A 23,189-nucleotide genomic window follows, 5' to 3' on the forward strand; every position below is an offset into this window, starting at 1 on the left:
CTTCCGCCTCCCGTCACTTGCCTTCGACGGGCCGGCACGAGGGGTCGTTCTCGCACCACAGGGTGCGGGTGACGGTGACGGTCACCGTGGGCCGGGGCTGTCCGGGCGGGCGGTAGGTGGCGGGCGGGGTGTAGGAGGGGGCGGCGTCGCAGTCGCCGAGTCCGCTGACCCGGAAGACCTGGCGTCCGCCGACCTTGGCGGTGAGGTTCCCGCGCACGCAGGCGCCGTTCACCGCGCGGGTCACCTTGCCGGTGACGGCTATGTCCCGCCCGTCCTTGGTGCGGCCCTGGCAGTCGACCGTGACGACGGTGGACTCGCTCGGCGACCCACTGGCCGACCCGCCATCCTGCCGCCCCGTGCAGGTGAGCCAACTCACGTCCACATCACGCTTGTTCAGCGCGTCTGTCGCGGTCGAGTCGGTGGTGTACGCGACCGAGGCCGCCCCGAGATCACCCGGCTGACAGCCCGTCACCGTACCCACGACCAGGACCGCGAGCCCGGCAGCGGCCAACAGCCGCACGGGACGCGGACCACGGCGAGTCCACCTCGATGCCCCCATATGGCCCAGCCTGCCACCGACTCCCCCACGGCGGAAGGCCGCATACGGCCAGTCACCCGAACGTGCGGCGCCGGCTGTCAGCCGAGCATCAGCAGCCACTCCTGGAGCTCCACCAGATTCCCCTCGGGGTCGCGGAGATGGGCCACCCGCATCCGGTCGGTGAGCGGGGCCGGGCCGTGCAGCACTTCGGCGCCCCGGCCGGTGATCTCGGCACAGTAGGCGTCCAGGTCGTCGACGCGGAGTACGACCAGCGAGCGGTGCCCGGTCGCGGTCTCCCCCAGTTCTGCGAGCACCTCGGCCATCGACGCCCGGTCCTGGAGGGCGATCCCGGCGGACCCGGCGTGCGGGCTGAACTTCTCGTACGGGCCCTCGGCCGAGCCCGACTGGGGGCGCAGGCCGAGGACTTCGGCGTAGAAGCGGTAGCAGGCGGCGAAGTCGGTGACGAGGAGCCGGACTTGGGCGAGTTCCATCTCAGGACCAGCGGCCGGTGCGGCCCAGCAGGAGGGCGGTCGCGGCGGTGCCGGCGGTGGAGGTGCGCAGCACGGACGGGCCGAGCACGCAGGCGCGGGCGCCGGCTTCCTCGAAGAGCGCCAACTCGTCGCGGGACACGCCTCCTTCGGGCCCGACGACGAGCACGATCTCACCCTCGGCTGGCAGTTCGGCGGTGGCCAGCGGGACGGACTCGTGGTCGAAGTCGGAGTGCAGCACGGCGGCGAAGTCGGCCTTGGCGAGGAGGGCGGCGACCTGCTTGGTGGAGGCCACGTCCGCGACCTCGGGGAAGCGGACCCGGCGGGACTGCTTGCCCGCCTCGCGGGCGGTGGAGCGCCACTTGCCGAGCGCCTTCAGTCCCCGCTCGCCCTTCCACTGGGTGATGCAGCGCGACGCCTGCCAGGGCACGATCGCGTCGACCCCGGTCTCGGTCATGGTCTCCACGGCGAGTTCGCCCCGGTCACCCTTGGGCAGCGCCTGCACGACGGTGATGCGCGGCCGGGGCTCCGGCTCCTCGCGCACCTCGGGCAGGTCGACGATCAGCCGGTCCTTGCCCTCGGTGCCGGTGACCTCGCACACCGCGTAGCGCCCGGCGCCGTCGGTGAGGACGACCTCCTCGCCGGGTTCGAGCCGCTTCACGGAGACGGCGTGCCGCCCCTCGGGGCCGTCGAGTACGTACCGGGTGCCGTCCGCGCGGAAGTGCTCGACGACGAAGACGGGCGCGGTCATCGCGCGTCTCCTCCTTGGGCTCGGATGGGTCTGTACTGCCGCCCCGACTCACCGCGTACCAGGTTCAGTTCGGCGGCGAGGGTGCGGACGAGTTCGGCTGCGGGCAGCGGCCGGGCCAGCCGGTGCCCCTGGCCTGCCCACAGGGACATGCCCTGGGCGTCCCCGGCGGCGGTGGCGGCCTTGCGCAGCGGCGCGGTCAGGTGGTGCACGTCGGGATAGGCGGCGGGCGCGTACGGCCCGTGTTCGCGCAGGAAGCGGTTGGTCAGGGCCCGCGCCGGGCGCCCGGAGAAGGCGCGGGTCAGCTCGGTGCGCGGGAACACCGGGTCGGTCAGCGCCCGCTTGTGGGCGTCGGGGGCGCCGGACTCGGGGGTGGCGAGGAACGCGGTGCCCATTTGGGCGGCGGTCGCCCCGGCGGCGAGGACGGCGGCGATCTGGGCGCCCCGCATGATGCCTCCGGCGGCGACGACCGGGATCTCGACCGCCTGCACGACCTGGGTGACCAGGGACAGCAGGCCGAGTCCGGTGCCGTCGTTCTCCGCCAGGTCGCGGTGGGTGCCCTGGTGGCCGCCCGCCTCGATGCCCTGCGCGATCACCGCGTCCGCGCCGGCCCGCTCCACCGCGCGGGCCTCCTCGACGGTGGTCGCGGTGACCAGGGTGACGGTCCCGGCGCGGCGCAGCGCGGCCAGCACCTCCGGGTCGGGTACGCCGAAGTGGAAGGAGACGGCGGCGACCGGGTCGTCCAGCAGGACGGCGAGCTTGGCGTCGTAGCCGTCGTCGCGGCCGCCGTCGGGGTCGCCCGCCTCGGTCTCGTACCAGGCGGCCTCACCGGCCAGTTGCTGCGCGTACAGCTCGACGGCGCCGGACTCGGCGTGGGCGGGCTGGGGCAGGAAGAGGTTGACGCCGAAGGGGCGGCTGGTCAGTCCGCGCAGACGCTTGATCTCGCGGTACATGCCGTCGGCGGTCTTGTAGCCGGCGGCGAGGAAGCCGAGCCCTCCGGCCTCGGAGACGGCGGCGGCCAGTTCCGGTACGGCGACACCGCCCGCCATGGGGGCCTGCACGATCGGATGCACGACGAGATCGGCCAGTGCGGAGGACATGCCCGCATGGTGTCATGTCCGCCTGACAAGTCCGAATCGGGCCGGACGGGGTCGGGGGGCGCCGAACGCCCCCCGACATCAGCGTCCGTTGAACGCGTCCTTCAGCCGGGAGAACAGGCCCTGCTGGCCGGGCTGGAACTGGCCCGTGGGCCGCTCCTCGCCCCGCAGCTTGGACAGCTCCCGCAGCACCCGCTCCTGCTCGGCGTCGAGCTTGGTCGGGGTGGTGACCTCGACGTGCACGATGAGGTCGCCCCGGCCGCCGCCGCGCAGATGCGTGACGCCCCGGGTGTGCAGCGGGATCGACTGGCCGGACTGGGTGCCGGGCCGGATGTCGACCTCCTCCATGCCGTCCAGCGTCTCCAGCGGCACCTTGGTGCCGAGGGCCGCCGCCGTCATCGGGAGGGTGACCGTGCAGTGCAGGTCGTCGCCGCGCCGCTGGAAGGTGGAGTGCGGCAGCTCGTGGATCTCGACGTAGAGATCACCGGCCGGGCCACCGCCGGGGCCGACCTCGCCCTCGCCCGCGAGCTGGATGCGGGTGCCGTTGTCGACACCGGCGGGGATCTTCACGGTCAGGGTGCGCCGGGAGCGGACCCGGCCGTCGCCCGCGCACTCGGGGCACGGGGTCGGGACCACGGTGCCGAAACCCTGGCACTGGGGGCAGGGGCGGGAGGTCATGACCTGGCCCAGGAAGGACCGGGTGACCTGGGAGACCTCGCCCCGGCCGCGGCACATGTCACAGGTCTGCGCGGTGGTGCCGGGGGCCGCGCCCTCGCCGCTGCAGGTGTTGCAGACGACCGCCGTGTCGACCTGGATGTCCTTGGTCGTGCCGAAGGCCGCCTCGTCCAGCTCGACCTCGATCCGGATCATCGCGTCCTGGCCGCGCCGGGTGCGCGAGCGCGGTCCGCGCTGCGACGCCGTACCGAAGAACGCGTCCATGATGTCGGAGAAGTTGCCGAAGCCGCCGGCTCCGAAACCGCCCGCGCCACCGGCGCCGCCGGCCTGCGAGAGGGGGTCGCCGCCGAGGTCGTAGACCTGCTTCTTCTGCGGGTCCGACAGCACCTCGTAGGCGGCGTTGATCTCCTTGAACCGCTCCTGGGTCTTCGGATCGGGATTGACGTCCGGATGCAGCTCGCGCGCGAGCCTGCGGAACGCCTTCTTGATCTCATCCTGCGACGCGTCGCGGCGCACGCCGAGAACGGCGTAGTAATCCGTGGCCACTTACGACTCCGCCAGGATCTGTCCGACGTACCGTGCCACTGCGCGTACCGCTCCCATCGTTCCCGGGTAGTCCATGCGGGTCGGTCCGACCACGCCGAGCTTGGCAACCGCCTCGCCGCCCGAACCGTAGCCGACCGACACGACGGACGTGGAGTTGAGTCCCTCATGAGCGTTCTCGTGCCCGATACGCACGGTCACGCCCGGATCTTTGGCCTCGCCGAGGAGCTTGAGGAGCACGACCTGCTCCTCGAGGGCCTCCAGCACGGGCCGGATCACCAGGGGGAAGTCATGTCCGAAACGGGTGAGATTGGCGGTGCCGCCGATCATCAGCCGTTCCTCGTTCTCTTCGACGAGTGTCTCCAGCAGAGTGGAGAGCACTGTGGAGACCGTACCGCGATCCTCCGCCTCGAAGGCATCGGGGAGGTCCTCGACCAGTCGCGGTACATCGCTGAACCGGCGTCCGGCCACCATGCTGTTGAGGCGCGCGCGCAGATCCGCGAGCGGTGCCTCGCCGAACGGCGCGGGGCAGTCGACCATCCGCTGCTCGACCCGGCCGGTGTCCGTGATCAGTACGAGCATCACGCGGGCGGGGGCGAGTGAGAGCAGTTCCACATGCCGGACCGTGGACCGGGTCAGCGAGGGGTACTGCACGACGGCGACCTGCCGGGTCAGCTGCGCGAGCAGCCGGACCGTGCGGGCCACGACGTCGTCCAGGTCGACGGCGCCCTCCAGGAAGTTCTGGATCGCGCGCCGCTCCGGCGCCGTCATCGGCTTCACGCCGGCGAGCTTGTCGACGAAGAGCCGGTAGCCCTTGTCGGTGGGGATGCGCCCGGCGCTGGTGTGCGGCTGGGCGATGAACCCCTCCTCCTCCAGCGCGGCCATGTCGTTGCGCACGGTGGCCGGGGAGACGCCGAGGCTGTGCCGTTCGGTGAGGGCCTTGGAGCCGACGGGCTCCTCGGTGCCGACGTAGTCCTGCACGATGGCGCGCAGCACCTGCAGCCTGCGTTCGCTCAGCATGCGCACCTCCATCACGTCGACCCACGGCCCTTACGGTGTACCGCCTGGCACTCTGCGTGTGCGAGTGCCAGACTTCCCCGGCCAGTGTACGGCCGCGGGGTGCTCACCGGGCAAGGTCGGTGCCGTCCGCCCGGCTTGTCCACCGTTAGCGTCCGGGTATGACGGTGACTTGGGAAGACCTCGGGTGGGAGCGGCTGGCCGAAGGGGTGGGCCGGTGCCGACTGCCGGGCTGGGACTGCACGGTGGGGCTGGTGGTGGGCGCGGGCACGGCGCTGGTGGTGGACGCGGGGTCGAGCCTGGCCGAGGGGGCGGCGCTGCGGTCGGCGGCGCGGACACTGGCTGGGCGGGATGTGACCCATCTCGCGCTGACCCACCCGCATTTCGATCACGTCCTGGGCGCCCCCGCCTTCGCCGGGGCGGACGTCTACGGCGCGGTCGGGCTGGACGTGGTCTTCGCGCACGAGCGGGAGGCGCTGCGGCTGGACGCGGTCGACCACGGGGTCCCGGCCGGGGAGGCGGAGGCCGCCGCACGCGCCCTGGTCCCGCCCGCGCACGCGGTGTCCGGCGAGTGGACGCTCGACCTCGGCGGCGGCCGCCAGGCGCTGTTGGCCAACGTCGGCCCCGCGCACACCGCCCACGATCTCGCGGTGCTGGTGCCCGGCTCCCCCGAGGTCGTCTTCTGCGGCGACCTGGTCGAGGAGTCCGGCGAACCACAGGCGGGCCCGGACGCGGTGCCGTCCCGCTGGCCGGCCGCACTTGACCGGCTGCTGGCCCTCGGCGGCGAGGACGCACTGTACGTACCCGGTCACGGAGCGGTGGTCGACGCGGCCTTCGTACGGCGCCAACGGGACGCCCTGGCAGCGCGTTTCGGCGTGTCCTGAGTACCGGGCCGCGACTTCTCCTATCGTCATCGGAATGCGCGACTACTCCCCCGACCTGACCGCCCCCTGGAAGAAACCGAAGCCGGTGCCCGAGGTCGCGGCGGAGGCGGGTCTGGTGGTGGAGGAGCCCGGTACGGGGTTCTGCGGGGCGGTGATCCGCTGCGAGGCGGGCACGGTCACGCTGGAGGACCGCTTCGGCAAGCACCGGGTGTTCCCGCTGGAGCCGCGCGGCTTCCTGCTGGAGGGCCGCCCGGTCACCCTGGTCCGCCCGTCCGCCGCCGCCCCGGTGAAGCCCGCCCGCACCGCCTCGGGGTCGGTCGCCGTCCCCGGCGCCCGCGCCCGCGTGGCCCGCGCCGGGCGGATCTACGTCGAGGGGCGGCACGACGCCGAACTGGTGGAGAAGGTGTGGGGCGACGACCTCCGCATCGAGGGCGTCGTCGTGGAGTACCTGGAGGGCGTGGACGACCTGCCCTCGATCGTGACCGAATTCGGCCCCGCCGCAGACGCCCGCCTGGGTGTCCTCGTGGACCACCTCCTGCCCGGCACCAAGGAGTGGCGCATCGCGCAGTCGGTGACCAGTGAGCACGCCCTGGTGGTCGGCCACCCGTACATCGACATCTGGGAGGCCGTGAAGCCCTCCGCCCTCGGCATCCCCGCCTGGCCCCGCGTCCCCCACGGCCAGGACTGGAAGAAGGGCGTGTGCAAAGCCCTGGGCTGGCCGGAAAACACCGGTGCGGTCTGGCAGGCGATCCTGGCGAAGGTGACGTCTTATCGGGATCTGGAACCGGAGCTGCTGGGGCGGGTGGAGGAGCTGATCGACTTCGTCACGGATAGCGGTGGGGCCTGACGGCTTTGTAGGTGCCGAAATCAGCAGTGTCGAGTTCGACACCGAGTGTCTCCAAGGGGAGGGGCGCGCCGAACTTCGTGACTCGTTGGGCCCGGTCCTGCACTGCTGTCACGATCCGGTTGTGCACCAGATCAGGCGCGGCCATCATCACGACTTCCCCCCGGAGAAGCTCGATCTTGATTCCCTCGGGAGGCTCGAACTCCTCGAAGAACCTGGTCATGCCACGATCGTCCACAGCGGTCATCTCCGCAGCCCTCCGGTTTCTGCCACCGTGCACCTACGGGGGCAGCCTTCGGACCAGATTAGGGAGTGAACCGGCGTCCCGCACCGATTCACCCCGGCGAGTGATCAGTCCACCAGGTCCCGTACCACCGCGTCCGCGAGCAGCCGTCCCCGCAGGGTGAGGGCCGCGTGGCCCTCGGCGTAGCGCTCGGGGCGGAGGAGGCCGTCGGTGAGGGCGCGGCCGGCGGCGGTCAGGCCGGCCGGCTTCAGGAGGGTCAGGGGGACACCGTCGCGCAGGCGGAGTTCCAGCAGGATGCGCTCGACCCGGCGGTCCTCCTCGGGGAGGAGTTCGCGGCCCGCGCCGGGGGTGCGGCCGGCGGCCAGGGCTGCCGCGTAGGCGCCGGGGTGCTTGACGTTCCACCAGCGCACCCCGCCGACGTGGCTGTGGGCGCCGGGGCCGGCGCCCCACCAGTCGGCGCCGCGCCAGTACAGCTCGTTGTGCAGGCAGCGGGCGGCCTCGGAGGTGGCCCAGTTGGAGACCTCGTACCAGTGCAGGCCCGCCGCGGTGAGCATCTCCTCGGCGATCAGATAGCGGTCGGCGTGCGCGTCGTCGTCGGTCATGGGGACCTCGCCGCGCCGGATGCGCCGGGCCAGCTGGGTGCCCTCCTCGACGATCAGGGCGTAGGCGCTGATGTGGTCGGGGCCCGCGCCGAGCGCCGCGTCCAGGGAGGCGCGCCAGTCGTCGTCGGACTCGCCGGGCGTGCCGTAGATCAGGTCGAGGTTGACGTGCTCGAACCCGGCGGCGCGGGCTTCCGCCACGCATGCCTCGGGGCGGCCGGGGGTGTGGGTGCGGTCGAGGATCTGGAGCACGTGCGGCTTCGCGCTCTGCATGCCGAAGGAGAGCCGGTTGAAGCCGCCTTCGCGCAGGGTGGCGAGGTAGGCGGGGTCGACGGAGTCCGGGTTGGCCTCGGTGGTGATCTCGGCGTCGGGTGCGAGGCCGAACTCGTCCCGGACCGCGCCGAGCATCCGCACCAGGTCCCCGGCGGCCAGCAGGGTGGGCGTGCCGCCGCCGACGAAGACCGTACGGACCTCGCGGGGATCGTCGCCGAGCACCTTGCGGGCGAGCCGGATCTCCTCGACGACGGTGTCCGCGTAGTTGTCCCGCGAGGCGAGGACACCGCCCGTGCCGCGCAGCTCGGTGGCGGTGTAGGTGTTGAAGTCGCAGTAGCCGCAGCGGGTCGCGCAGTACGGGACGTGCAGATAGAACCCGAGGGGGCGCTCGGCGGCACCGGCGAGCGCGGCGGCGGGCAGCGCGCCGTCGTCGGGGACGGACTCGCCGTCGGGGAGTGCGGAAGGCATGTCCTCCATTGTCCCGCACCGCGCGCGGGACCCCGTTCACTGCGCCTGGAGCACCAGCAGGGCGAGATCGTCCTCGGGCCGGTCCTCGCTGAAGCCGTGGACGAGGTCGCGGATGCGGTCCGCGATCTGTTCGGCGCTCAGGCCCGCGCAGCCGGACAGGGCCTGGGCGAGTCCGTCGCCGTCGTCGAACTGGTCGCTGCCCGAGCGGCGCTCGGTCACCCCGTCCGTGACGCAGAGCAGGCTGTCACCGGGGCGCAGCTCGATGGTCTCGCTGGTGTAGGTCTCGTCCTCCACCACGCCGAGCAGGGTCTGCGGGCGGGCGGCAGGGCTGACCTCGCCGTCGGGGCGCAGCACCAGCGGCAGCGGGTGTCCGGCGGAGGCGAGGGTGCAGCGGACGCCGCCTTCGACGGGGGTCAGCTCGCCGTAGAGCAGGGACAGGAAGCGGGTCTGGGGGCCGTCGCCGGGGGCGAAGGGGCCGCCTCCGGCGGCGATCAGGGCGCGGGCGGCGGCGTCGGCGGCCTCGGTGGCGTCGTCGAGAAGGAGCTGGTTGAGGCGGTCGAGGACGTCCGCGACGCCGTACCCCTCGCGGGCGAGCAGCCGCAGCCAGGGCCGGGCGAGGCCGATGACGACGGCGGCCTCGGGGCCCTTGCCCTGGACGTCGCCGATGGCGAAGCACCAGCGGCCGTGGCCGGCCGGGAACAGGTCGTAGAAGTCGCCGCTGGGGCCGCCCTGGTCGCGGGGTTCGTAGACGAGGGCGCTGGTCATGCCGGGGATCTCGGCGACCGCGCCGGGCAGCAGTCCGCGCTGGAGCACGGCGCTGATGGTGGCCTGGCGGGCGTACTGGCGGGCGGCGCCGATGGCCAGGGCGACCCGGCGGCCGAGGTCCTCGACCAGGCCGGTGACCTCGTCGGGGAAGCCGAGCAGTCCGCAGCGGCCGATGAGGAGGGTGCCCAGCGGGCGGCCGCCCGCGATCAGCCGGTAGGCGAGGGCGGTGCCGTGGGTGCCCTCGGGGCCGAGCGCGGTGCCGGGCCAGGGGTAGGGCTCGGGGCCGGAGCGCACGCCGTGGCCGGAGCGCGGCGGCTCCTTCTCCAGGGCCCGCTGGAGTTCCTCGATACGGCTCTCGCTGGCGTGCCAGACACGGGCGGGGCCGTCACCGCCGCCGCGTGCGGTCGCCTCGTCCTCCAGCCAGACGGCGCACCAGTCCGCGAGCCGGGGCACGATCAGCTGGCCGGTGAGGGCGGCGACCAGGTTCTCGTCGAGCTGTCCGGCGAGGAGGTCGGAGGCTTCGGCGAGGAAGGACAGCGCGCCCCGGCCGAGCCAGTCCCGGTCGCCCGCGGCGCGCTGCGGCTGCGGGGCGAGGGCTTCGGCGGCGACCAGCGCGGGGGCGGGCGCGGGGCCGTCGGGTTCCTCGGTACCGCCGGGCGGCAGGCGGGCCCAGACGGTCTTGCGGCCGGTGCGGTAGGTGACGCCCCAGGACTCGGCGAGGGTGGCGACCAGGCGCAGCCCGCGCCCGTGCTCGGGGGTGTCGTACGGGGTGTCGCCGTCGGGGTCGCGCGGGGCTCGGGCGGGGTGGTGGTCGTGGACCTCCACGACGAACGCGCCGCTCTCCTCCAGCCGCCAGTCCACCTCGACCGCGGTTCCGGCGTGGACGACGGCGTTGGTGACGAGTTCGCTGACGACGGCGGTGGCGTCGTCGCCGATCCGGGAGGCGCCGCCCGGGCCGGTGAGGCCGAGGTCGGCCCAGTCGGTGAACGCGGCGCGCACCAGGGCGCGGGCCGAGCCGGGTGCCGCGGGGCTGCCGGGCAGGGTGGCCCGGCCCTCGGCGAGCGTGCGCGTGCCGGAGGGCGCCGGTGCGCCGTCCGCTCCGGCGCCGCCCGCCCGTTGCACGGGTATGGCCGCCATGTCCATGCGGCCAGGGTGACAGACAGGCGGGACGCATAAGCACCGAGTCACCGAAGTGAACGCTCGTGACGACGAACTCGGCTACCGCCCGGCCAGAAGGCGGTCAATTTCGGTCATGGCCGAAAGCGAACCCACCGGGGCGGCCGAAAAACCACCCCGGCGGATGCTTCTCACGCCTCGCGGGACCCGTTGTACATCTCGTCGATCAGGCCCTTGTACTCCCGCTCGACCACGGGCCGCTTCAGCTTCAGGCTGGGCGTGATCTCCCCGTGCTCCACGTCGAGGTCACGCGGCAGCAGCCGGAACTTCTTGATGGTCTGCCAGCGCTGGAGCCCCTGGTTGAGCTGCTTCACGAAGCCGTCGACCAGCTCGACGGTCTGCGGCGCTGCCACCACCTCGGCGTACGACTTGCCCTCCAGGCCGTTGTCGGCGGCCCACTGGAGGATCGTGGCCTCGTCGAGGGCGATGAGGGCGGTGCAGTAGTTCCGGTCGGCGCCGTGCACCAGGATGTTGGAGACGAAGGGGCAGACCGCCTTGAACTGGCCCTCGACCTCGGCGGGCGCGACGTACTTGCCGCCCGAGGTCTTGATCAGGTCCTTCTTGCGGTCGGTGATGCGCAGATAGCCGTCGGCCGACAGCTCGCCGATGTCGCCGGTGTGGAACCAGCCGTCGGACTCCAGCACCTCGGCGGTCTTCTCGGGCTGCTGGTGGTAGCCCTCCATGACGCCGGGGCCGCGCAGCAGGATCTCGCCGTCGTCCGCGATGCGCACCTCACAGCCGGGCAGCGGCTTGCCGACCGTGCCGGTGCGGTACGCCTCGCCGGGGTTCACGAAGGAGGCGGCGGAGGTCTCGGTGAGGCCGTAGCCCTCCAGGATGTGGATGCCGGCGCCGGAGAAGAAGTAGCCGATCTCGGGGGCGAGGGCGGAGGCGCCGGAGACGCAGGCCCGCAGCCTGCCGCCGAACGCCTCGCGCAGCTTGCCGTAGACCAGGGCGTCGGCGGCCTTGTGCTTGGCGGCCAGCGCGAACGGCACGGAGGCGGTGCCGGTGCGGCGGAAGCTGTCCTGGGACGCCTTGGCGTACTCACGGGCCACCTCGGCGGCCCACTGGAAGATCTTGTACTTGGCCCCGCCGCCCTCGCGGGCCTTGGCGGCCACGCCGTTGTAGACCTTCTCGAAGATGCGCGGCACGGCGGCCATGTAGGTCGGCCGGACCACCGGCAGATTCTCGATGATCTTGTCCACCCGGCCATCGACCGCGGTGACATGGCCGACCTCGATCTGGCCGGAGGTGAGCACCTTGCCGAAGACATGGGCGAGCGGCAGCCACAGGTACTGCACGTCCTCGGCGGTGACCAGCCCCGTCGCCGCGATGGCCTTGGCCATGTAGGCCCAGTTGTCGTGCGGCAGACGCACACCCTTGGGGCGGCCGGTGGTGCCGGAGGTGTAGATGAGGGTGGCGAGCTGGTCGCGGGTGATCGCGCCGACCCGCTCCTTGATCAGCTCGGGGTGCTGCTCCAGGTAGGCGGCGCCGCGCCGCTCCAGCTCGGCGAGGGTGATCACCCAGTCGCCGGTCTCGGCGCCCTCCGGGTCGATCACGACGACCTTGGTCAGCGCGGGCAGCTCCGCGCGCCGCTCCACCGCCTTGGCGACCTGGGCCGCGTCCTCGGCGATCAGCACATGGCTCTCGGAGTCGGACAGGATGTACGACGACTCATCGGCGTTGGTCTGCGGATAGACGGTCGTGGTGGCGCCGCCCGCGCACATGATGCCGAGGTCGGCGAGAATCCACTCCACCCGGGTCGAGGAGGCGAGCGCCACCCGCTGCTCGGGCTCGATCCCCAGCTCGATGAGGCCGGCCGCGATCGCGTACACCCGCTCCGCCGCCTGCCCCCAGGTCAGCGACCGCCACTCGTCGGGGCCCTCACCGGAGGCCGCCGGGACCGGGTACCGGTATGCCTCGGCGTCCGGTGTGGCCGCTACGCGCTCCAGGAAGAGGGCCGCCACGGACGGCGGACGGTTCTCGATCAGGGTCTGTGTGTCGCTCACGACATCCTCCGGGGCCCGCGACGGTGCGGCTGACTCGGTGCGGCTGGGTGGACTCACGCTGTTTCGAAGCTGTTGTTTAACTCGCGAGTAACTAGCGAGCAGGGATCAGGGTAAGGGGCGACCGGCCACCGCGTAAGAGGCCACGGCCTGTCACTTCACACCGGAACCCCATCGAGATCCGCCCCACGACGACGCCCCGTACGAGCGGGGGCCCGCCGTACATGTGTACGGCGGGCCCCGCTTTGCCCGTTTCGCTCCGACAACTCGGCGCCGGCGTGGGCTACTTCTTGCCCTTGGGCGAGCTGCCGGTGCTGTCGTCGCTGGAGAGCACCGCGATGAACGCCTCCTGGGGAACCTCCACGGAACCCACCATCTTCATCCGCTTCTTGCCCTCCTTCTGCTTCTCCAGCAGCTTCCGCTTACGGGAGATGTCACCGCCGTAGCACTTGGCGAGGACGTCCTTGCGGATGGCGCGGATGGTCTCACGGGCGATGACCCGCGAACCGATGGCGGCCTGGATCGGCACCTCGAACGCCTGCCGCGGGATCAGCTCGCGCAGCTTGGCGACGAGCCGGACACCGTAGGCGTACGCCTGGTCCTTGTGGGTGACCGCCGAGAAGGCGTCCACCTTGTCGCCGTGGAGCAGGATGTCGACCTTGACCAGGCTGGACGCCTGCTCGCCGGTGGGCTCGTAGTCCAGGGAGGCGTAGCCCCGGGTCTTGGACTTGAGCTGGTCGAAGAAGTCGAAGACGATCTCCGCGAGCGGCAGCGTGTAGCGGATCTCGACCCGGTCCTCGGAGAGGTAGTCCATGCCGAGCAGGGTGCCGCGCCGGGTCTGGCACAGCTCCATGATCGAGCCGATGAACTCGGACGGCGCGAGGATCGTGGCGCGCACGACCGGCTCGTACACGTCGCTGAGCTTGCCCTCGGGGAACTCGCTCGGGTTGGTCACCGTGTGCTCGGTGCCGTCCTCCATGACCACGCGGTACACCACGTTCGGCGCGGTGGCGATGAGGTCGAGGCCGAACTCGCGCTCCAGCCGCTCCCGGACCACGTCCAGGTGCAGCAGGCCGAGGAAGCCGACGCGGAAACCGAAGCCGAGGGCGGCGGAGGTCTCCGGCTCGTAGACCAGCGCGGCGTCGTTGAGCTGGAGCTTGTCCAGCGCCTCGCGCAGCTCGGGGTAGTCCGATCCGTCCAGCGGATACAGGCCCGAGAAGACCATCGGCTTCGGGTCCTTGTAGCCGCCGAGCGCCTCGGTCGCGCCCTTGTGCAGGGAGGTGATCGTGTCACCGACCTTGGACTGCCGGACGTCCTTCACGCCGGTGATGAGGTAGCCCACCTCACCCACGCCGAGACCGTCCGCCGGGAGCATCTCGGGTGAGCTGACGCCGATCTCCAGCAGCTCGTGGCTCGCGCCGGTCGACATCATCCTGATGCGCTCGCGCTTGTTGAGCTGGCCGTCGATGACACGGACGTACGTCACGACGCCCCGGTAGGAGTCATAGACCGAGTCGAAGATCATCGCGCGGGCGGGGGCGTCCGCGTCGCCGATCGGGGCCGGGATCTCCTTCACGACCCTGTTCAGCAGCGCGTCCACGCCGAGGCCGGTCTTCGCGGAGACCTTCAGCACGTCGTCGGGATCGCAGCCGACCAGGTTCGCCAGCTCCTCGGCGAACTTCTCCGGCTGCGCGGCCGGCAGGTCGATCTTGTTCAGCACCGGGATGATCTTGAGGTCGTTCTCCATCGCCAGGTACAGGTTGGCGAGGGTCTGCGCCTCGATGCCCTGGGCGGCGTCGACGAGGAGGACGGTCCCCTCGCAGGCGGCCAGCGACCGCGAGACCTCATAGGTGAAGTCCACGTGGCCCGGCGTGTCGATCATGTTCAGGATGTGCGTCGTGCCCTGGTCGGGGCCCTCTGTCGGGGCCCAGGGCAGACGCACCGCCTGGGACTTGATCGTGATGCCGCGCTCGCGCTCGATGTCCATGCGGTCGAGGTACTGAGCACGCATCTGCCGCTGCTCGACCACGCCGGTCAGCTGGAGCATCCGGTCGGCGAGCGTGGACTTGCCGTGGTCGATGTGCGCGATGATGCAGAAGTTGCGGATCAGAGCCGGGGCGGTACGGCTCGGCTCGGGCACATTGTTAGGGATCGCGGGCACGCAGGGTCCTGTCTCTTGAGGCGCCTTGTGCCTCGGGTCGGATCGATACGTAGACTCCATGGTCCCACGGAGAGCGACCGAGGAGCGTTTTGGGCCGCCGTCGGGGCCGCTGGTACTGTAGAGCGCTGTGCCTCATGTCCTCTCAGCGCGAGGCGCGACAGAAAATTTCTGGATCACCGGTGCGGGACCGACAACGGGCCCGTGCCTGAACCTGTAAAGGCTCCTTTCGTGGCGAACATCAAGTCCCAGATCAAGCGGATCAAGACCAACGAGAAGGCTCGGCTGCGCAACAAGGCCGTCAAGTCCTCCCTGAAGACCGCGATCCGCAAGGCCCGCGAGGCCACTGCCGCGGGTGACGTCGAGAAGGCCACCGAGTACCAGCGCGCTGCCGCGCGTCAGCTCGACAAGGCCGTCTCGAAGGGCGTCATCCACAAGAACCAGGCCGCCAACAAGAAGTCGGCGCTCTCGGCCAAGGTCGCGGACCTCAAGGGCTGAACCTCCTTCTGATCTGACCGCCGGAAGGACCCAGAGCGGGCCCTCTCTCTCCGCTCCCGTCCGGCACCCCGAAGCCACACGCGGCCTGCGTTCGCCACGCGGGTGTGGCTTCAGCAACTTGGTCCCGAGGCCCCGGCATTCTCCCTCCCCAGGGAGGACGCCGGGGCCTTCGGCATGCCCGGGGCCATCCGGCCGGGGCGGGGCCGGACCGGGACCGGGGTGGGTTCCGCTACGGGTGCGGGCGCGGGTGTGGGCCAGGGGAGGTGCGGGCCTGGGCGGTGAAGCTCAGGCCCACTGCCTGTTCGTTACGCGCGGCCTCGGGAGCGGGCCGCCCTGGCGATGGTCACGACCGCCTTCTCCAGCGCGTACTCGGGGTCGTCGCCGCCGCCCTTCACGCCCGCGTCGGCCTCCGCGACCGCGCGCAGCGCGACCGACACCCCGTCCGGGGTCCAGCCCCGCATCTGCTGCCGGACCCGGTCGATCTTCCACGGCGGCATCCCCAGCTCACGGGCGAGGTCGGCCGGACGCCCGCCACGCGCCGAGGACAGCTTGCCGATGGCCCGAACGCCCTGGGCCAGCGCGCTGGTGATCAGCACCGGTGCCACCCCGGTCGACAGCGACCAGCGCAGCGCCTCCAGCGCCTCCGCCGTACGCCCCTCCACCGCCCGGTCGGCGACGGTGAAGCTCGATGCCTCGGCCCGCCCGGTGTAGTACCGCCCGACCACGGCCTCGTCGATCGTCCCCTCGACGTCGGCCACCAGCTGGGCCACGGCCGAGGCCAGTTCGCGCAGGTCGCTGCCGATCGCGTCGACCAGCGTCTGGCACGCCTCGGGCGTCGCGGAACGCCCGAACTCCCGGAACTCCCCTCTCACGAACGCCAGCCGGTCGGCCGGCTTGGTCATCTTCGGGCAGGCCACCTCCCGGGCGCCCGCCTTGCGCGCCGCGTCCAGCAGGCCCTTTCCCTTGGCACCGCCCGCGTGCAGCAGAACGAGCGTGATCTCCTCGGCGGGCGACCCGAGATACGCCTTGACGTCCTTGATCGTGTCGGCAGAGAGATCCTGGGCGTTGCGTACGACCACGACTTTGCGCTCGGCGAAGAGCGAGGGACTGGTCAGCTCGGCGAGGGTGCCGGGCTGCAACTGGTCCGGGGTGAGGTCGCGTACGTCCGTGTCGGCGTCGGTGGCCCTCGCGGCGGCCACCACCTCCCGCACGGCACGGTCGAGCAGGAGGTCCTCCTGGCCCACGGCAAGGGTCACCGGGGCGAGAGGGTCGTCATTCGCAGTCTTTCTTGCCATCACTCACAGCATCCCACGCGGCACCGACAACGAACCGGCCCGCGCACCCCGACCGGTCCCTGAAGCGACCCCGACACGGGCGTCAGGGGCGCGGAGTCGCGCGGTGCGGGCGCGGAGGCGGGGCACAGGGCCGCGGGCTCACGGCTCCTCGCGCCAGCCCTCCCACTCGGCCGCGAAGGCGTCCAGCTCGGCGGGGTCCAGCCGCTCCGCCTCGTCACGCAGGACCACCAGCCACTGGGCGTCCTCGGCGTCGTCCTCCCCGGCCAGCGCGTCCCGTAGGAGCCGGGGCTCCTCGTCCACGCCGAACCGCGCCCGGAGCGCCTCGGCGGCCTCCTCGGCGGCGTCGCGGTCGGGCAGCACCAGCACATGTCTCACATCACTCACGCGGCCATTCTCCGGCACGGCGCGAGGGCGGAGTCGCCGGGCGGACCTCGCAGGCTCCCGGCCCGTGGGGACGCTCAGCCCCTCGGGACGATCTGCACGTCCAGGTCGACCCGGATGCTCGGGCCGATCGCCGCGATGCCGCGCGCCAGCAGGGTCTGCCAGTTGATCGTGTAGTCGTCGCGGTGGAGTTCGGTGGTGGCGCGGCAGGCGGCGCGTGTCTCGCCCTCCATGCCGGTCCCGAGGCCGAGGTACTCGGTGTGGAGGGTGACGGTGCGGGTCACGCCGTGCAGCGAGAGCGCGCCGGTGACGGCCCAGCGGTTGCCGCCCCGGCGGACGAACCGCTCGCTGTAGAACTCCAGCGTCGGATACCGCCCGACGTCCAGGAAGTCGGGCGAGCGCAGGTGGTCGTCGCGCATCCGGACACCGGTGTCGATGGAGGACGCGTCGATCACCACGTGCATCGCCGAGTTCTCGACCCGGTCGGCGATCCGTACCGCGCCCGCGAAGGAGTTGAACCGCCCGTGGATGCGGGCCAGTCCGATGTGCCGTGCGGTGAAGACGATGGAGGAGTGCACCGGGTCGATGTCCCAGTCGCCCCGCATCGGGGGCTCGGTGGGAGGCGCCACCTGGAGGGTCACGTCACCGAGCGAGGCGAGGGAGCTCTCCGCGACCATGGCCGTTGCCCGGTAGGGCGTGTACCCCTCGGCGGACACCGCGAGCCGGTACTCGCCGGCCGGGACCGTCGCCATGAAGGAGCCGTAGGGGTCGGTGCCGCCGGTGACGACCTTGCGGCCCAGACTGTCGCTGACGGTGAACTCCGCCGAGGCGACCGGCTGGTTGACCGGATCGAGCACCCGGCAGCTCAGCACCCCCGCGTCGGCCGGGGTACGGACCGCCGCCAGTGGACTCGTCCGGTGGACCCGGTCCGTTCGTTTCTCCAGCCACCGGCCGAACATGTACGCCACTCCTGTGCGCCTCGACATCCTGTGTTGCCGAAGGGTCATTCGATCACCGATGCGGCTTTCGAGCAAAACGGGCCCACATCACGGGAGTACGGCCCATGCGCCGGAAGTCACCCGAATTGGCCGCTCCGGCTCGGGTTCCGCACCGTGGGCACAGCGCTCAGCCCGATCCCGAACCCGTCCCGGTACACCGCGAGCGCCTCCTCGTCCGCGCCCAGCTCACGCACCTCCTTCCGCCCCTCGGCGTCCGTGGTCGTCAACGTCCGTCCGCTGAGCGTGATCCGGCCGCCGTCGGCCGTGATCCGCGAGCACACCAGGGACCGGGTGAAGTGCGACTCGGGCGAGGTGGAGTGCCACCAGGCTCCCGCGCGGAAGTCGGGGAGCGTGCGGGGCCGTTGCTCCAGCCGGTACTGCGGCTTGCCGTCCCGGAGGACGTCGAAATCCTCGCCCACCTCCACCACCCGGAAGGTCCCACCGGGGTCCATCTGGTCCCCGCGCTCGCCGAAGCCCAGCGGCCCGTGGCTGTGCGCCCCGAAGCCCACGTCGGCGATGAGGTCGTCGCCGTCCACCGTCCTTACCCGCAGGGCGAGATGGTCGTACGGGATACCGAGCCGGCCCTCGTCCCCGTGAACCCGGCCTGCGAGGAGCTGAACCTCGTAGCCGAGCGAAGCGAGCAACAGACCGAAGGCGCCGTTGAGTTCATAGCAGAAGCCGCCCCGGCGGGCTCCGACCACCTTGTCCAGCAGCGCTTCCTCCTTCAGGACGACGGGCTCGCCGAGGTGGATCGACAGGTTCTCGAAGGGGACCGACTGGAGGTGGCGCAGGTGCAGGTCCCGCAGGGCTTCGGTGGTGGGGCTCGGGCGGTGCTCCGCGCCGAGGCGTTGGAGGTAGGCGTCGGTCTGGGTGGGATTCATGAGGCCAGTGTGGTGGGCGGTGGGGCGCATGGTCCCGCGTCAGCTTCATTTCGGCGTGCGGTCCACCTTTGCCGGTCAGGGTGAGGGCGCGCCCCAGCCGCTGTGGAGAACCGTGGCTCTACCGAAACCCGGCACCTCACCAAACGATGGAATACCGGGCAAAGGGGGCGAGACACCTGCGCTCCGGGAGGCGGCCGGGACCTGAAGCCCTGCGCCCTCGACATGGTCTCGATCACGGCCGCCAGGGGCCTGATCGCCACAGATGAGTGTTCCTCCCGCGTTGCAGCGCGAGCCGGCCGAGAACTTGGCATGATCAGCCCCCCGGAACCCGGTCCCGTCGGCATGATGATCGCCATGCAACCAGAAGTGCTCTCCGGCCTGATCGGATTTGGCGGCGCCCTAGTGGGTGGCGTGGCGTCCCTTGGCGGCGTGTGGCTCACCCTGTCCCATCAAGGGAAGCAGGCTCGGGAGGCCCGCCTCCGGGAGATCGGCCAGGTAGCGGCGGACAAGGCCCTGAACGAGCTGATCACGCTCGGCGAGTTCCTGGGGTCTGTCAGGGGCGATGTCGCCACGATGCGTACGGACGAGAGCGCGTCATACCTGGAAACCGTGTTCGGCCACATGCAAAACATAGAAAGGGCCGTGGCCCGCATCCCGGACCGGGAACTTCGTGACCACGTGAAGGCCCTCCTCATGGTCATGAGGCGATTCAGGGCCGCCGGTGTCCTGCACTTCTTCGCGGTGAGCTGGCTCGCGGAGCTGACGGACGAGCTGACCGAACTCCTATCGGCCTACATCCGTTCCGATCCCCTTCCGCCCCTCTCCGAGCGGACGGAGGAAAAGCAGCGTAGGGCCGTCCAGCACGAGTTGGCCCAGCGTCGCCGCTTCGAGCGGTTGCAGGACCCTGATCCCGCCAACGTCGACCCGCGCGAAGAGGACGCCGTGGCCGACGATCCGGCGTACTGACAGCCGTCAGAACGACGCTTCCGCTTCGGAACGGCACTCCGCATAATCGTGGTCAGCAGGATCTTTGTGTCCACGTGCAGGGCCGACTCCAGCCGGAGACCGGGGCCTTTCGCCCTCCCGAGGAGACCGTCAGTGGAGGACGAGGTCTGGGACGACGGTCCAGGACGCGGCGCTCTTCACGGGCGTCAGCGTTAGACGGTCTACTCCTGGGCGCGCCGTGGACACCTGAAGGTCACGGCGAAGCAGGCCCTGAGCGCAGTGGCCTGACCTTACGGCGCCGGACTGTCGCCCTGCTGCTGCGGAACGCTGCCGTGACTATTCGCCTGCGAAAGAGGCTCAGTCCCCTTCACGGCGCCGCCCAGTCGGGGCAGGTCGGCAGCGGAGAACTTGAGGATCAGCGCGGCCTGGAGATGGGCCTTGAGCGCCGGGTCATCGACTTCCTCCAACAGCCGGATCGCTTGATCCGCATCTCGTTCGACCTTCATGTCCTGCCGCAGTGACTGAGTTTGCGACTCCATGTGCTTCAACGCCTGGTCGGCTCGCCGGTGAAACAAGGTGCCGATAACCGTCATGAGGAGTCCGGCCACGCTCGCCGTGATGGACGCGTACTGATCCCCGGTGCTCTCAGCCTTGAAGATTGCCATGCCGATGCCAGAGATCAGGACAAGACCGCCCAGTGCCGAGCAGGTCAGGCTGACGCTGAAACTGCGGCGGGCCTGAGTGAGCCCATGGGCGTAGTACTCGATGAGAAGCTTCGCGAACCGAGTCTCCGGTTCCGTCGGCATCCCCAGTTCCGTTCGGCTGAGACTGGGTGGCCGCAGGCCCAAGCAACTCGCGTTTCCGTCGGTCGCGTTCGTAGTCGACTGCTTTGGGACCGAGCGACTCTCCATGACGCTCAAGCAAATACAAGACCCATGGCAGCCAGCGCAATCACTCCGCCGATGGCGTCCTCACTACTCAAGTCCACGGCCACTAACCCAAGATGGCACAACGGACACCGCAGTGACACCTTCACGCCCTGACCGGTCGGCCGTCCTCCCGTACGCGTGAGGGGGTGGGCCGGCCGTGGGCCCCGACCTTCTACGCAGAGGCCGAAGGCTGGCGCGGCAAAGATCCGGGCGACGGGCAGGACGAGCCGCATGGCTGGGTGTCCTCCTGGGCGTCTCGGACTGCTGGCCGGGGCACTTCTTTCTATTCGGGCCGCTCGTCGTGGTCTTGACGCGGTTACTCCTTTGGATGACCGTTGTAGAAGTCTGTAGAAGCCTGAGGACTTGAGGAGAGCCATGTCGTTACGGTTCATCGCAAAGGACCCAAACACCAACGGCGACAACTGCCCGACCGTCTGGGTCGACGAGGCGAACGGGGACTTCGTCGTCCAGGGGTGGAAGGCGGACGCTGAGACGGAGCGGGAGTGCCTGGAGACCGGGGGCATCCCGGATACGGAGGCCGTCGTCCGGCTGCCCGCTCGCATGGTGGCGGCGATCAGGGAGGCGTGTGATGTCGCAGACGGTCCCGCCGTTCGCTGAACTGCTCGCCCGCTGCCGACACAGTGCCGTCCACCTTGAGACCCGCGACGTCTACGGTGTCGCGGACGAGAACGAGGACTTCGCCGCCTGGCGAGCCGGCCGGCGGCACAGCCGGGAGAACCGGGACGAGTGGTGGAACGACTTCCACTCCTCCGTGGCCGAAGCCGTGGAGCGGGGCGTGCGGGTCCGCCGGGCACGGGTCGTCTCCGAGCCCCTCTCGGAGTACATCCGCTACGAGCACGCGTGTACGTTCCAGAACGTCATGGCGGGCGAAGAGGTGCGGTGGCTTCCCCGGCGGATGGCCTCGGACCTGCTGATACCCGGTAACGACCTGTGGCTCTTCGACACGGACCTGATCCGGTTCGGCCTCTTCTCCGGTGACGGGGCCTTCGTCGGACACACGCTGAGCGAAGACCCTGCCCTGATCAAGAGCGTCTCCGAGGCGTTCGAGAGCATCTGGACCCGAGCCCTCCCGCACGACCGCTACACGACCTGAGCGAGGCATGACCGAGTCACCGACAGCCGCCGTACAAGCTGCCCGGCAACAACTGGCTGCCCGCCTGCGGGAGATCCGCAAGGAGGCGGGGCTGACAGCCACCGAGCTCGCACGGCGGCTGGACTGGTATCCCTCGAAGGTCTCCCGCATCGAGCACGCCCGGACCCCTCCCGGCATAGCCGACATCCGGGTCTGGTGCGTGGCCTGCGGAGCCGAGAACCTGGCCGACGACCTGGTGGCCTCCGCCCAGTCCGCCGACTCGATGTACATGGAGTGGCGCCGCGTGCAGCGCACCGGCCTGCGGCACCTCCAGGAGTCCCGGGTCGAGCTGTACGAGCGCACGCGGCTCTTCCGGATCTACTGCTCCACCGTGATCCCCGGGCTCCTCCAGACGCCCTCCTACGCCACCGCGCTCCTCAACTCGATCTCCCGGTTCCACCGCACGCCCAACGACGTGGCGGAGGCCGTGGATGCCCGGATGCGGCGGTCCCGGGTGCTCTTCATCAACGGCAACCGGTTCTCCGTGCTGGTGGAGGAGTCGGTCCTCCGGTACCGGGTCGGCGATCCCGAGACGATGGCGGGTCAACTGGGCTATCTGCTCACGCTGATGTCCCTCCCGTCGGTGAGCCTCGGCGTGATCCCCTTCTCCGCTTCCCGGCCGCTCTGGACCCTGGAGACCTTCAACGTCTTCGACGACGCCCGCGTGCATGTCGAGCTGCTGTCGGCGGCCGTCAAGATCACGGCTCCCGGTGAGGTCGAGCAGTACGTCAGGGCCAGCAAGGAGATGGCCGACATGGCGGTCTACGGCAGTGCGGCGCGGGACCTGATCACCAGCGCCATTGCCCACCTTGGGTAATCCTCGTAGAAAACGGTAGAAACTCGTTGAGGCGTTTTCCGCGCCTTCCCTACGGTCGCTTCACACCGCTTGCTGTTCGGGCCATCCCGCCTTCTAGAACCGGCATGTGACGCGCAGTCGGCGGCTTCCTGGACGTTCGACAGCGGACGAGGTCCCGATGACAATGACCGTCACACCCCGCCCCACGGGGCACCCCGGGTACTCCCAGACCCTCCCCCGGCAGCCGGAAAGCGCCGCCGAGGCCCGCAGGCTCGTCCGGACCGCCCTCGCGGCGTGGCGCATGGACGGGCTGATCGAGGATGCCGTCACCGTCACGTCGGAGCTGGTCGCCAACTCCGTCGAGCACGCCCGGTGCGCCTCGATCCGGGTGATCGTCGGGCGGCCCACGGCGGACACGGTCCGCCTGGGTGTGGTCGACCGGTCGAAGGTCCTGCCGGTCCTCCGGACCGAGTTCAGCGGTGCTCCATTACGGGGTCGCGGCCTCCTGATCGTGGACACGCTGACGGCTCGTTGGGGCACCGAGCTGTACCCGTGGGGCAAGCAGGTGTGGGGCGAGTTCTGGGATGAGGCGCGATGAAGGACGGCAAGCCCTGGGTGGGCGACGCGGTACGCGACGGGGCCACCGGCAGGAAGGCCATCGTGACCGATGTCCAAGGGGGCGAGAGGTACATCCTCCGGCCCCATGCGGGTGGTGGTCCGACCTGGGTGGCCGAGGACCCCGAGGGGCTGACCATGATCACATCAGAGCAGGCGTAGGTCCGCGATCCTGCGC

At 70.8% G+C, this 23,189-nt stretch carries 25 protein-coding genes; 9 read left to right on the forward strand and 16 right to left on the reverse strand.

The window, feature by feature from the left end; translation table 11 throughout:
* Positions 1-13: 13 nt before the first annotated feature.
* The 6 genes from ACIGA3_RS03355 to hrcA all read right to left on the reverse strand — a co-directional run bounded on the left by ACIGA3_RS03355 (position 14) and on the right by hrcA (position 5,109).
* Complete coding sequence (locus ACIGA3_RS03355; RefSeq protein WP_399710060.1) at positions 14-559, reverse strand: hypothetical protein; 546 nt, start codon at positions 557-559, stop codon at positions 14-16.
* Between the two features lie 77 nt (positions 560-636).
* Positions 637-1,029, reverse strand: coding sequence for a VOC family protein (locus ACIGA3_RS03360; RefSeq protein ID WP_399710062.1), 393 nt, complete (start codon positions 1,027-1,029; stop codon positions 637-639).
* Position 1,030: 1 nt separating this feature from the next.
* The gene (locus ACIGA3_RS03365; RefSeq protein ID WP_399710064.1) at positions 1,031-1,777 is read right to left on the reverse strand and encodes a 16S rRNA (uracil(1498)-N(3))-methyltransferase; all 747 of its coding nucleotides are present in this window, start codon (positions 1,775-1,777) and stop codon (positions 1,031-1,033) included.
* Positions 1,774-2,874 carry a nitronate monooxygenase gene (locus tag ACIGA3_RS03370; protein ID WP_399710066.1) on the reverse strand — a complete coding sequence of 367 codons (1,101 nt, stop codon included), beginning with the start codon at positions 2,872-2,874 and terminating at the stop codon, positions 1,774-1,776. The genes ACIGA3_RS03365 and ACIGA3_RS03370 overlap by 4 nt, the downstream gene beginning before the upstream one ends.
* Positions 2,875-2,952: 78 nt before the next feature.
* Positions 2,953-4,092, reverse strand: coding sequence for a molecular chaperone DnaJ (gene dnaJ / locus ACIGA3_RS03375; RefSeq protein ID WP_399710068.1), 1,140 nt, complete (start codon positions 4,090-4,092; stop codon positions 2,953-2,955).
* Positions 4,093-5,109, reverse strand: coding sequence for a heat-inducible transcriptional repressor HrcA (gene hrcA, locus ACIGA3_RS03380; RefSeq protein WP_030814889.1), 1,017 nt, complete (start codon positions 5,107-5,109; stop codon positions 4,093-4,095).
* 158 nt (positions 5,110-5,267) lie between these two features.
* On the opposite strand from hrcA, the gene ACIGA3_RS03385 reads away from it, so the two are divergent.
* Positions 5,268-5,990 (forward strand): MBL fold metallo-hydrolase, encoded by a 723-nt coding sequence (locus ACIGA3_RS03385; RefSeq protein ID WP_399710070.1) that lies wholly within the window; start codon positions 5,268-5,270, stop codon positions 5,988-5,990.
* Positions 5,991-6,024: 34 nt separating this feature from the next.
* Positions 6,025-6,837 (forward strand): DUF3097 domain-containing protein, encoded by an 813-nt coding sequence (locus ACIGA3_RS03390; RefSeq protein WP_399710072.1) that lies wholly within the window; start codon positions 6,025-6,027, stop codon positions 6,835-6,837.
* On the opposite strand, the gene ACIGA3_RS03395 is transcribed toward ACIGA3_RS03390, so the two are convergent.
* From ACIGA3_RS03395 to lepA, 5 genes are all read right to left on the reverse strand, one after another.
* Positions 6,815-7,057 (reverse strand): hypothetical protein, encoded by a 243-nt coding sequence (locus tag ACIGA3_RS03395; RefSeq protein WP_399710074.1) that lies wholly within the window; start codon positions 7,055-7,057, stop codon positions 6,815-6,817. The two genes, ACIGA3_RS03390 and ACIGA3_RS03395, sit on opposite strands and share 23 nt — an antisense overlap.
* A gap of 128 nt (positions 7,058-7,185) precedes the next feature.
* Positions 7,186-8,418, reverse strand: a complete 1,233-nt coding sequence (hemW, locus tag ACIGA3_RS03400; RefSeq protein ID WP_399710076.1) for a radical SAM family heme chaperone HemW — start codon at positions 8,416-8,418, stop codon at positions 7,186-7,188.
* A 36-nt stretch (positions 8,419-8,454) separates the two neighbouring features.
* Positions 8,455-10,320, reverse strand: coding sequence for a SpoIIE family protein phosphatase (locus ACIGA3_RS03405; protein WP_399710787.1), 1,866 nt, complete (start codon positions 10,318-10,320; stop codon positions 8,455-8,457).
* Between the two features lie 170 nt (positions 10,321-10,490).
* Positions 10,491-12,365, reverse strand: a complete 1,875-nt coding sequence (locus ACIGA3_RS03410) for an AMP-dependent synthetase/ligase (RefSeq protein ID WP_399710077.1) — start codon at positions 12,363-12,365, stop codon at positions 10,491-10,493.
* 280 nt (positions 12,366-12,645) lie between these two features.
* Positions 12,646-14,523, reverse strand: coding sequence for a translation elongation factor 4 (gene lepA / locus ACIGA3_RS03415; RefSeq protein ID WP_399710079.1), 1,878 nt, complete (start codon positions 14,521-14,523; stop codon positions 12,646-12,648).
* A gap of 228 nt (positions 14,524-14,751) precedes the next feature.
* Between lepA and rpsT the strand changes: the two genes are divergently transcribed.
* A complete protein-coding gene (gene rpsT, locus ACIGA3_RS03420) occupies positions 14,752-15,018 on the forward strand; it encodes a 30S ribosomal protein S20 (protein WP_399710081.1) in 267 nt (88 codons plus the stop codon).
* A gap of 305 nt (positions 15,019-15,323) precedes the next feature.
* On the opposite strand, the gene holA is transcribed toward rpsT, so the two are convergent.
* The 4 genes from holA to ACIGA3_RS03440 all read right to left on the reverse strand — a co-directional run bounded on the left by holA (position 15,324) and on the right by ACIGA3_RS03440 (position 18,573).
* Positions 15,324-16,313 carry a DNA polymerase III subunit delta gene (gene holA / locus ACIGA3_RS03425; RefSeq protein ID WP_399710083.1) on the reverse strand — a complete coding sequence of 330 codons (990 nt, stop codon included), beginning with the start codon at positions 16,311-16,313 and terminating at the stop codon, positions 15,324-15,326.
* A 138-nt stretch (positions 16,314-16,451) separates the two neighbouring features.
* Positions 16,452-16,697, reverse strand: coding sequence for a hypothetical protein (locus ACIGA3_RS03430; protein WP_399710085.1), 246 nt, complete (start codon positions 16,695-16,697; stop codon positions 16,452-16,454).
* A 74-nt stretch (positions 16,698-16,771) separates the two neighbouring features.
* Positions 16,772-17,653 (reverse strand): YceI family protein, encoded by an 882-nt coding sequence (locus tag ACIGA3_RS03435; protein ID WP_399710087.1) that lies wholly within the window; start codon positions 17,651-17,653, stop codon positions 16,772-16,774.
* Positions 17,654-17,769: 116 nt separating this feature from the next.
* Positions 17,770-18,573 carry an arylamine N-acetyltransferase gene (locus tag ACIGA3_RS03440; RefSeq protein ID WP_399710089.1) on the reverse strand — a complete coding sequence of 268 codons (804 nt, stop codon included), beginning with the start codon at positions 18,571-18,573 and terminating at the stop codon, positions 17,770-17,772.
* Positions 18,574-18,882: 309 nt separating this feature from the next.
* Between ACIGA3_RS03440 and ACIGA3_RS03445 the strand changes: the two genes are divergently transcribed.
* Positions 18,883-19,539, forward strand: a complete 657-nt coding sequence (locus ACIGA3_RS03445; RefSeq protein WP_399710090.1) for a hypothetical protein — start codon at positions 18,883-18,885, stop codon at positions 19,537-19,539.
* Between the two features lie 269 nt (positions 19,540-19,808).
* Here the strand turns inward: ACIGA3_RS03445 and ACIGA3_RS03450 are convergent, their stop codons facing one another.
* A complete protein-coding gene (locus ACIGA3_RS03450) occupies positions 19,809-20,324 on the reverse strand; it encodes a hypothetical protein (protein WP_399710092.1) in 516 nt (171 codons plus the stop codon).
* A 498-nt stretch (positions 20,325-20,822) separates the two neighbouring features.
* Between ACIGA3_RS03450 and ACIGA3_RS03455 the strand changes: the two genes are divergently transcribed.
* From ACIGA3_RS03455 to ACIGA3_RS03475, 5 genes are all read left to right on the forward strand, one after another.
* Entirely contained in the window at positions 20,823-21,065 is a 243-nt protein-coding gene (locus tag ACIGA3_RS03455) for a hypothetical protein (RefSeq protein WP_399710094.1), read from the forward strand.
* Positions 21,037-21,561: a DUF6879 family protein gene (locus ACIGA3_RS03460; RefSeq protein WP_399710096.1), complete on the forward strand. Its 525-nt coding sequence runs from the start codon at positions 21,037-21,039 to the stop codon at positions 21,559-21,561. The genes ACIGA3_RS03455 and ACIGA3_RS03460 overlap by 29 nt, the downstream gene beginning before the upstream one ends.
* A 7-nt stretch (positions 21,562-21,568) precedes the next feature.
* The gene (locus ACIGA3_RS03465; RefSeq protein WP_399710097.1) at positions 21,569-22,417 is read left to right on the forward strand and encodes a helix-turn-helix domain-containing protein; all 849 of its coding nucleotides are present in this window, start codon (positions 21,569-21,571) and stop codon (positions 22,415-22,417) included.
* Between the two features lie 163 nt (positions 22,418-22,580).
* On the forward strand, positions 22,581-22,994 hold the full coding sequence (locus ACIGA3_RS03470; RefSeq protein WP_399710099.1) for an ATP-binding protein: 414 nt from the start codon (positions 22,581-22,583) through the stop codon (positions 22,992-22,994).
* A complete protein-coding gene (locus ACIGA3_RS03475) occupies positions 22,991-23,173 on the forward strand; it encodes a hypothetical protein (protein WP_399710101.1) in 183 nt (60 codons plus the stop codon). The genes ACIGA3_RS03470 and ACIGA3_RS03475 overlap by 4 nt, the downstream gene beginning before the upstream one ends.
* Positions 23,174-23,189: the final 16 nt, after the last annotated feature.

It is taken from the genome of Streptomyces sp. NPDC085596, assembly GCF_044541565.1.
Lineage (GTDB): Bacteria > Actinomycetota > Actinomycetes > Streptomycetales > Streptomycetaceae > Streptomyces.

Excerpts from the sequence above, each read along its gene's own strand:
- ACIGA3_RS03355 (WP_399710060.1), bottom strand. The coding sequence starts at position 559 with ATGGGGGCATCGAGGTGGACTCGCCGTGGTCCGCGTCCCGTGCGGCTG.
- ACIGA3_RS03460 (WP_399710096.1), top strand. The coding sequence starts at position 21,037 with ATGTCGCAGACGGTCCCGCCGTTCGCTGAACTGCTCGCCCGCTGCCGA.
- hrcA (WP_030814889.1), bottom strand. The coding sequence starts at position 5,109 with ATGCTGAGCGAACGCAGGCTGCAGGTGCTGCGCGCCATCGTGCAGGAC.
- ACIGA3_RS03475 (WP_399710101.1), top strand. The coding sequence starts at position 22,991 with ATGAAGGACGGCAAGCCCTGGGTGGGCGACGCGGTACGCGACGGGGCC.
- ACIGA3_RS03370 (WP_399710066.1), bottom strand. The coding sequence starts at position 2,874 with ATGTCCTCCGCACTGGCCGATCTCGTCGTGCATCCGATCGTGCAGGCC.
- ACIGA3_RS03455 (WP_399710094.1), top strand. The coding sequence starts at position 20,823 with ATGTCGTTACGGTTCATCGCAAAGGACCCAAACACCAACGGCGACAAC.
- ACIGA3_RS03405 (WP_399710787.1), bottom strand. The coding sequence starts at position 10,320 with ATGGCGGCCATACCCGTGCAACGGGCGGGCGGCGCCGGAGCGGACGGC.
- hemW (WP_399710076.1), bottom strand. The coding sequence starts at position 8,418 with ATGCCTTCCGCACTCCCCGACGGCGAGTCCGTCCCCGACGACGGCGCG.
- ACIGA3_RS03395 (WP_399710074.1), bottom strand. The coding sequence starts at position 7,057 with ATGACCAGGTTCTTCGAGGAGTTCGAGCCTCCCGAGGGAATCAAGATC.
- ACIGA3_RS03465 (WP_399710097.1), top strand. The coding sequence starts at position 21,569 with ATGACCGAGTCACCGACAGCCGCCGTACAAGCTGCCCGGCAACAACTG.
- ACIGA3_RS03440 (WP_399710089.1), bottom strand. The coding sequence starts at position 18,573 with ATGAATCCCACCCAGACCGACGCCTACCTCCAACGCCTCGGCGCGGAG.
- ACIGA3_RS03450 (WP_399710092.1), bottom strand. The coding sequence starts at position 20,324 with ATGCCGACGGAACCGGAGACTCGGTTCGCGAAGCTTCTCATCGAGTAC.
- ACIGA3_RS03435 (WP_399710087.1), bottom strand. The coding sequence starts at position 17,653 with ATGTTCGGCCGGTGGCTGGAGAAACGAACGGACCGGGTCCACCGGACG.
- ACIGA3_RS03445 (WP_399710090.1), top strand. The coding sequence starts at position 18,883 with ATGATCAGCCCCCCGGAACCCGGTCCCGTCGGCATGATGATCGCCATG.
- ACIGA3_RS03390 (WP_399710072.1), top strand. The coding sequence starts at position 6,025 with ATGCGCGACTACTCCCCCGACCTGACCGCCCCCTGGAAGAAACCGAAG.
- ACIGA3_RS03360 (WP_399710062.1), bottom strand. The coding sequence starts at position 1,029 with ATGGAACTCGCCCAAGTCCGGCTCCTCGTCACCGACTTCGCCGCCTGC.
- ACIGA3_RS03470 (WP_399710099.1), top strand. The coding sequence starts at position 22,581 with ATGACCGTCACACCCCGCCCCACGGGGCACCCCGGGTACTCCCAGACC.
- ACIGA3_RS03385 (WP_399710070.1), top strand. The coding sequence starts at position 5,268 with ATGACGGTGACTTGGGAAGACCTCGGGTGGGAGCGGCTGGCCGAAGGG.
- ACIGA3_RS03365 (WP_399710064.1), bottom strand. The coding sequence starts at position 1,777 with ATGACCGCGCCCGTCTTCGTCGTCGAGCACTTCCGCGCGGACGGCACC.
- holA (WP_399710083.1), bottom strand. The coding sequence starts at position 16,313 with ATGGCAAGAAAGACTGCGAATGACGACCCTCTCGCCCCGGTGACCCTT.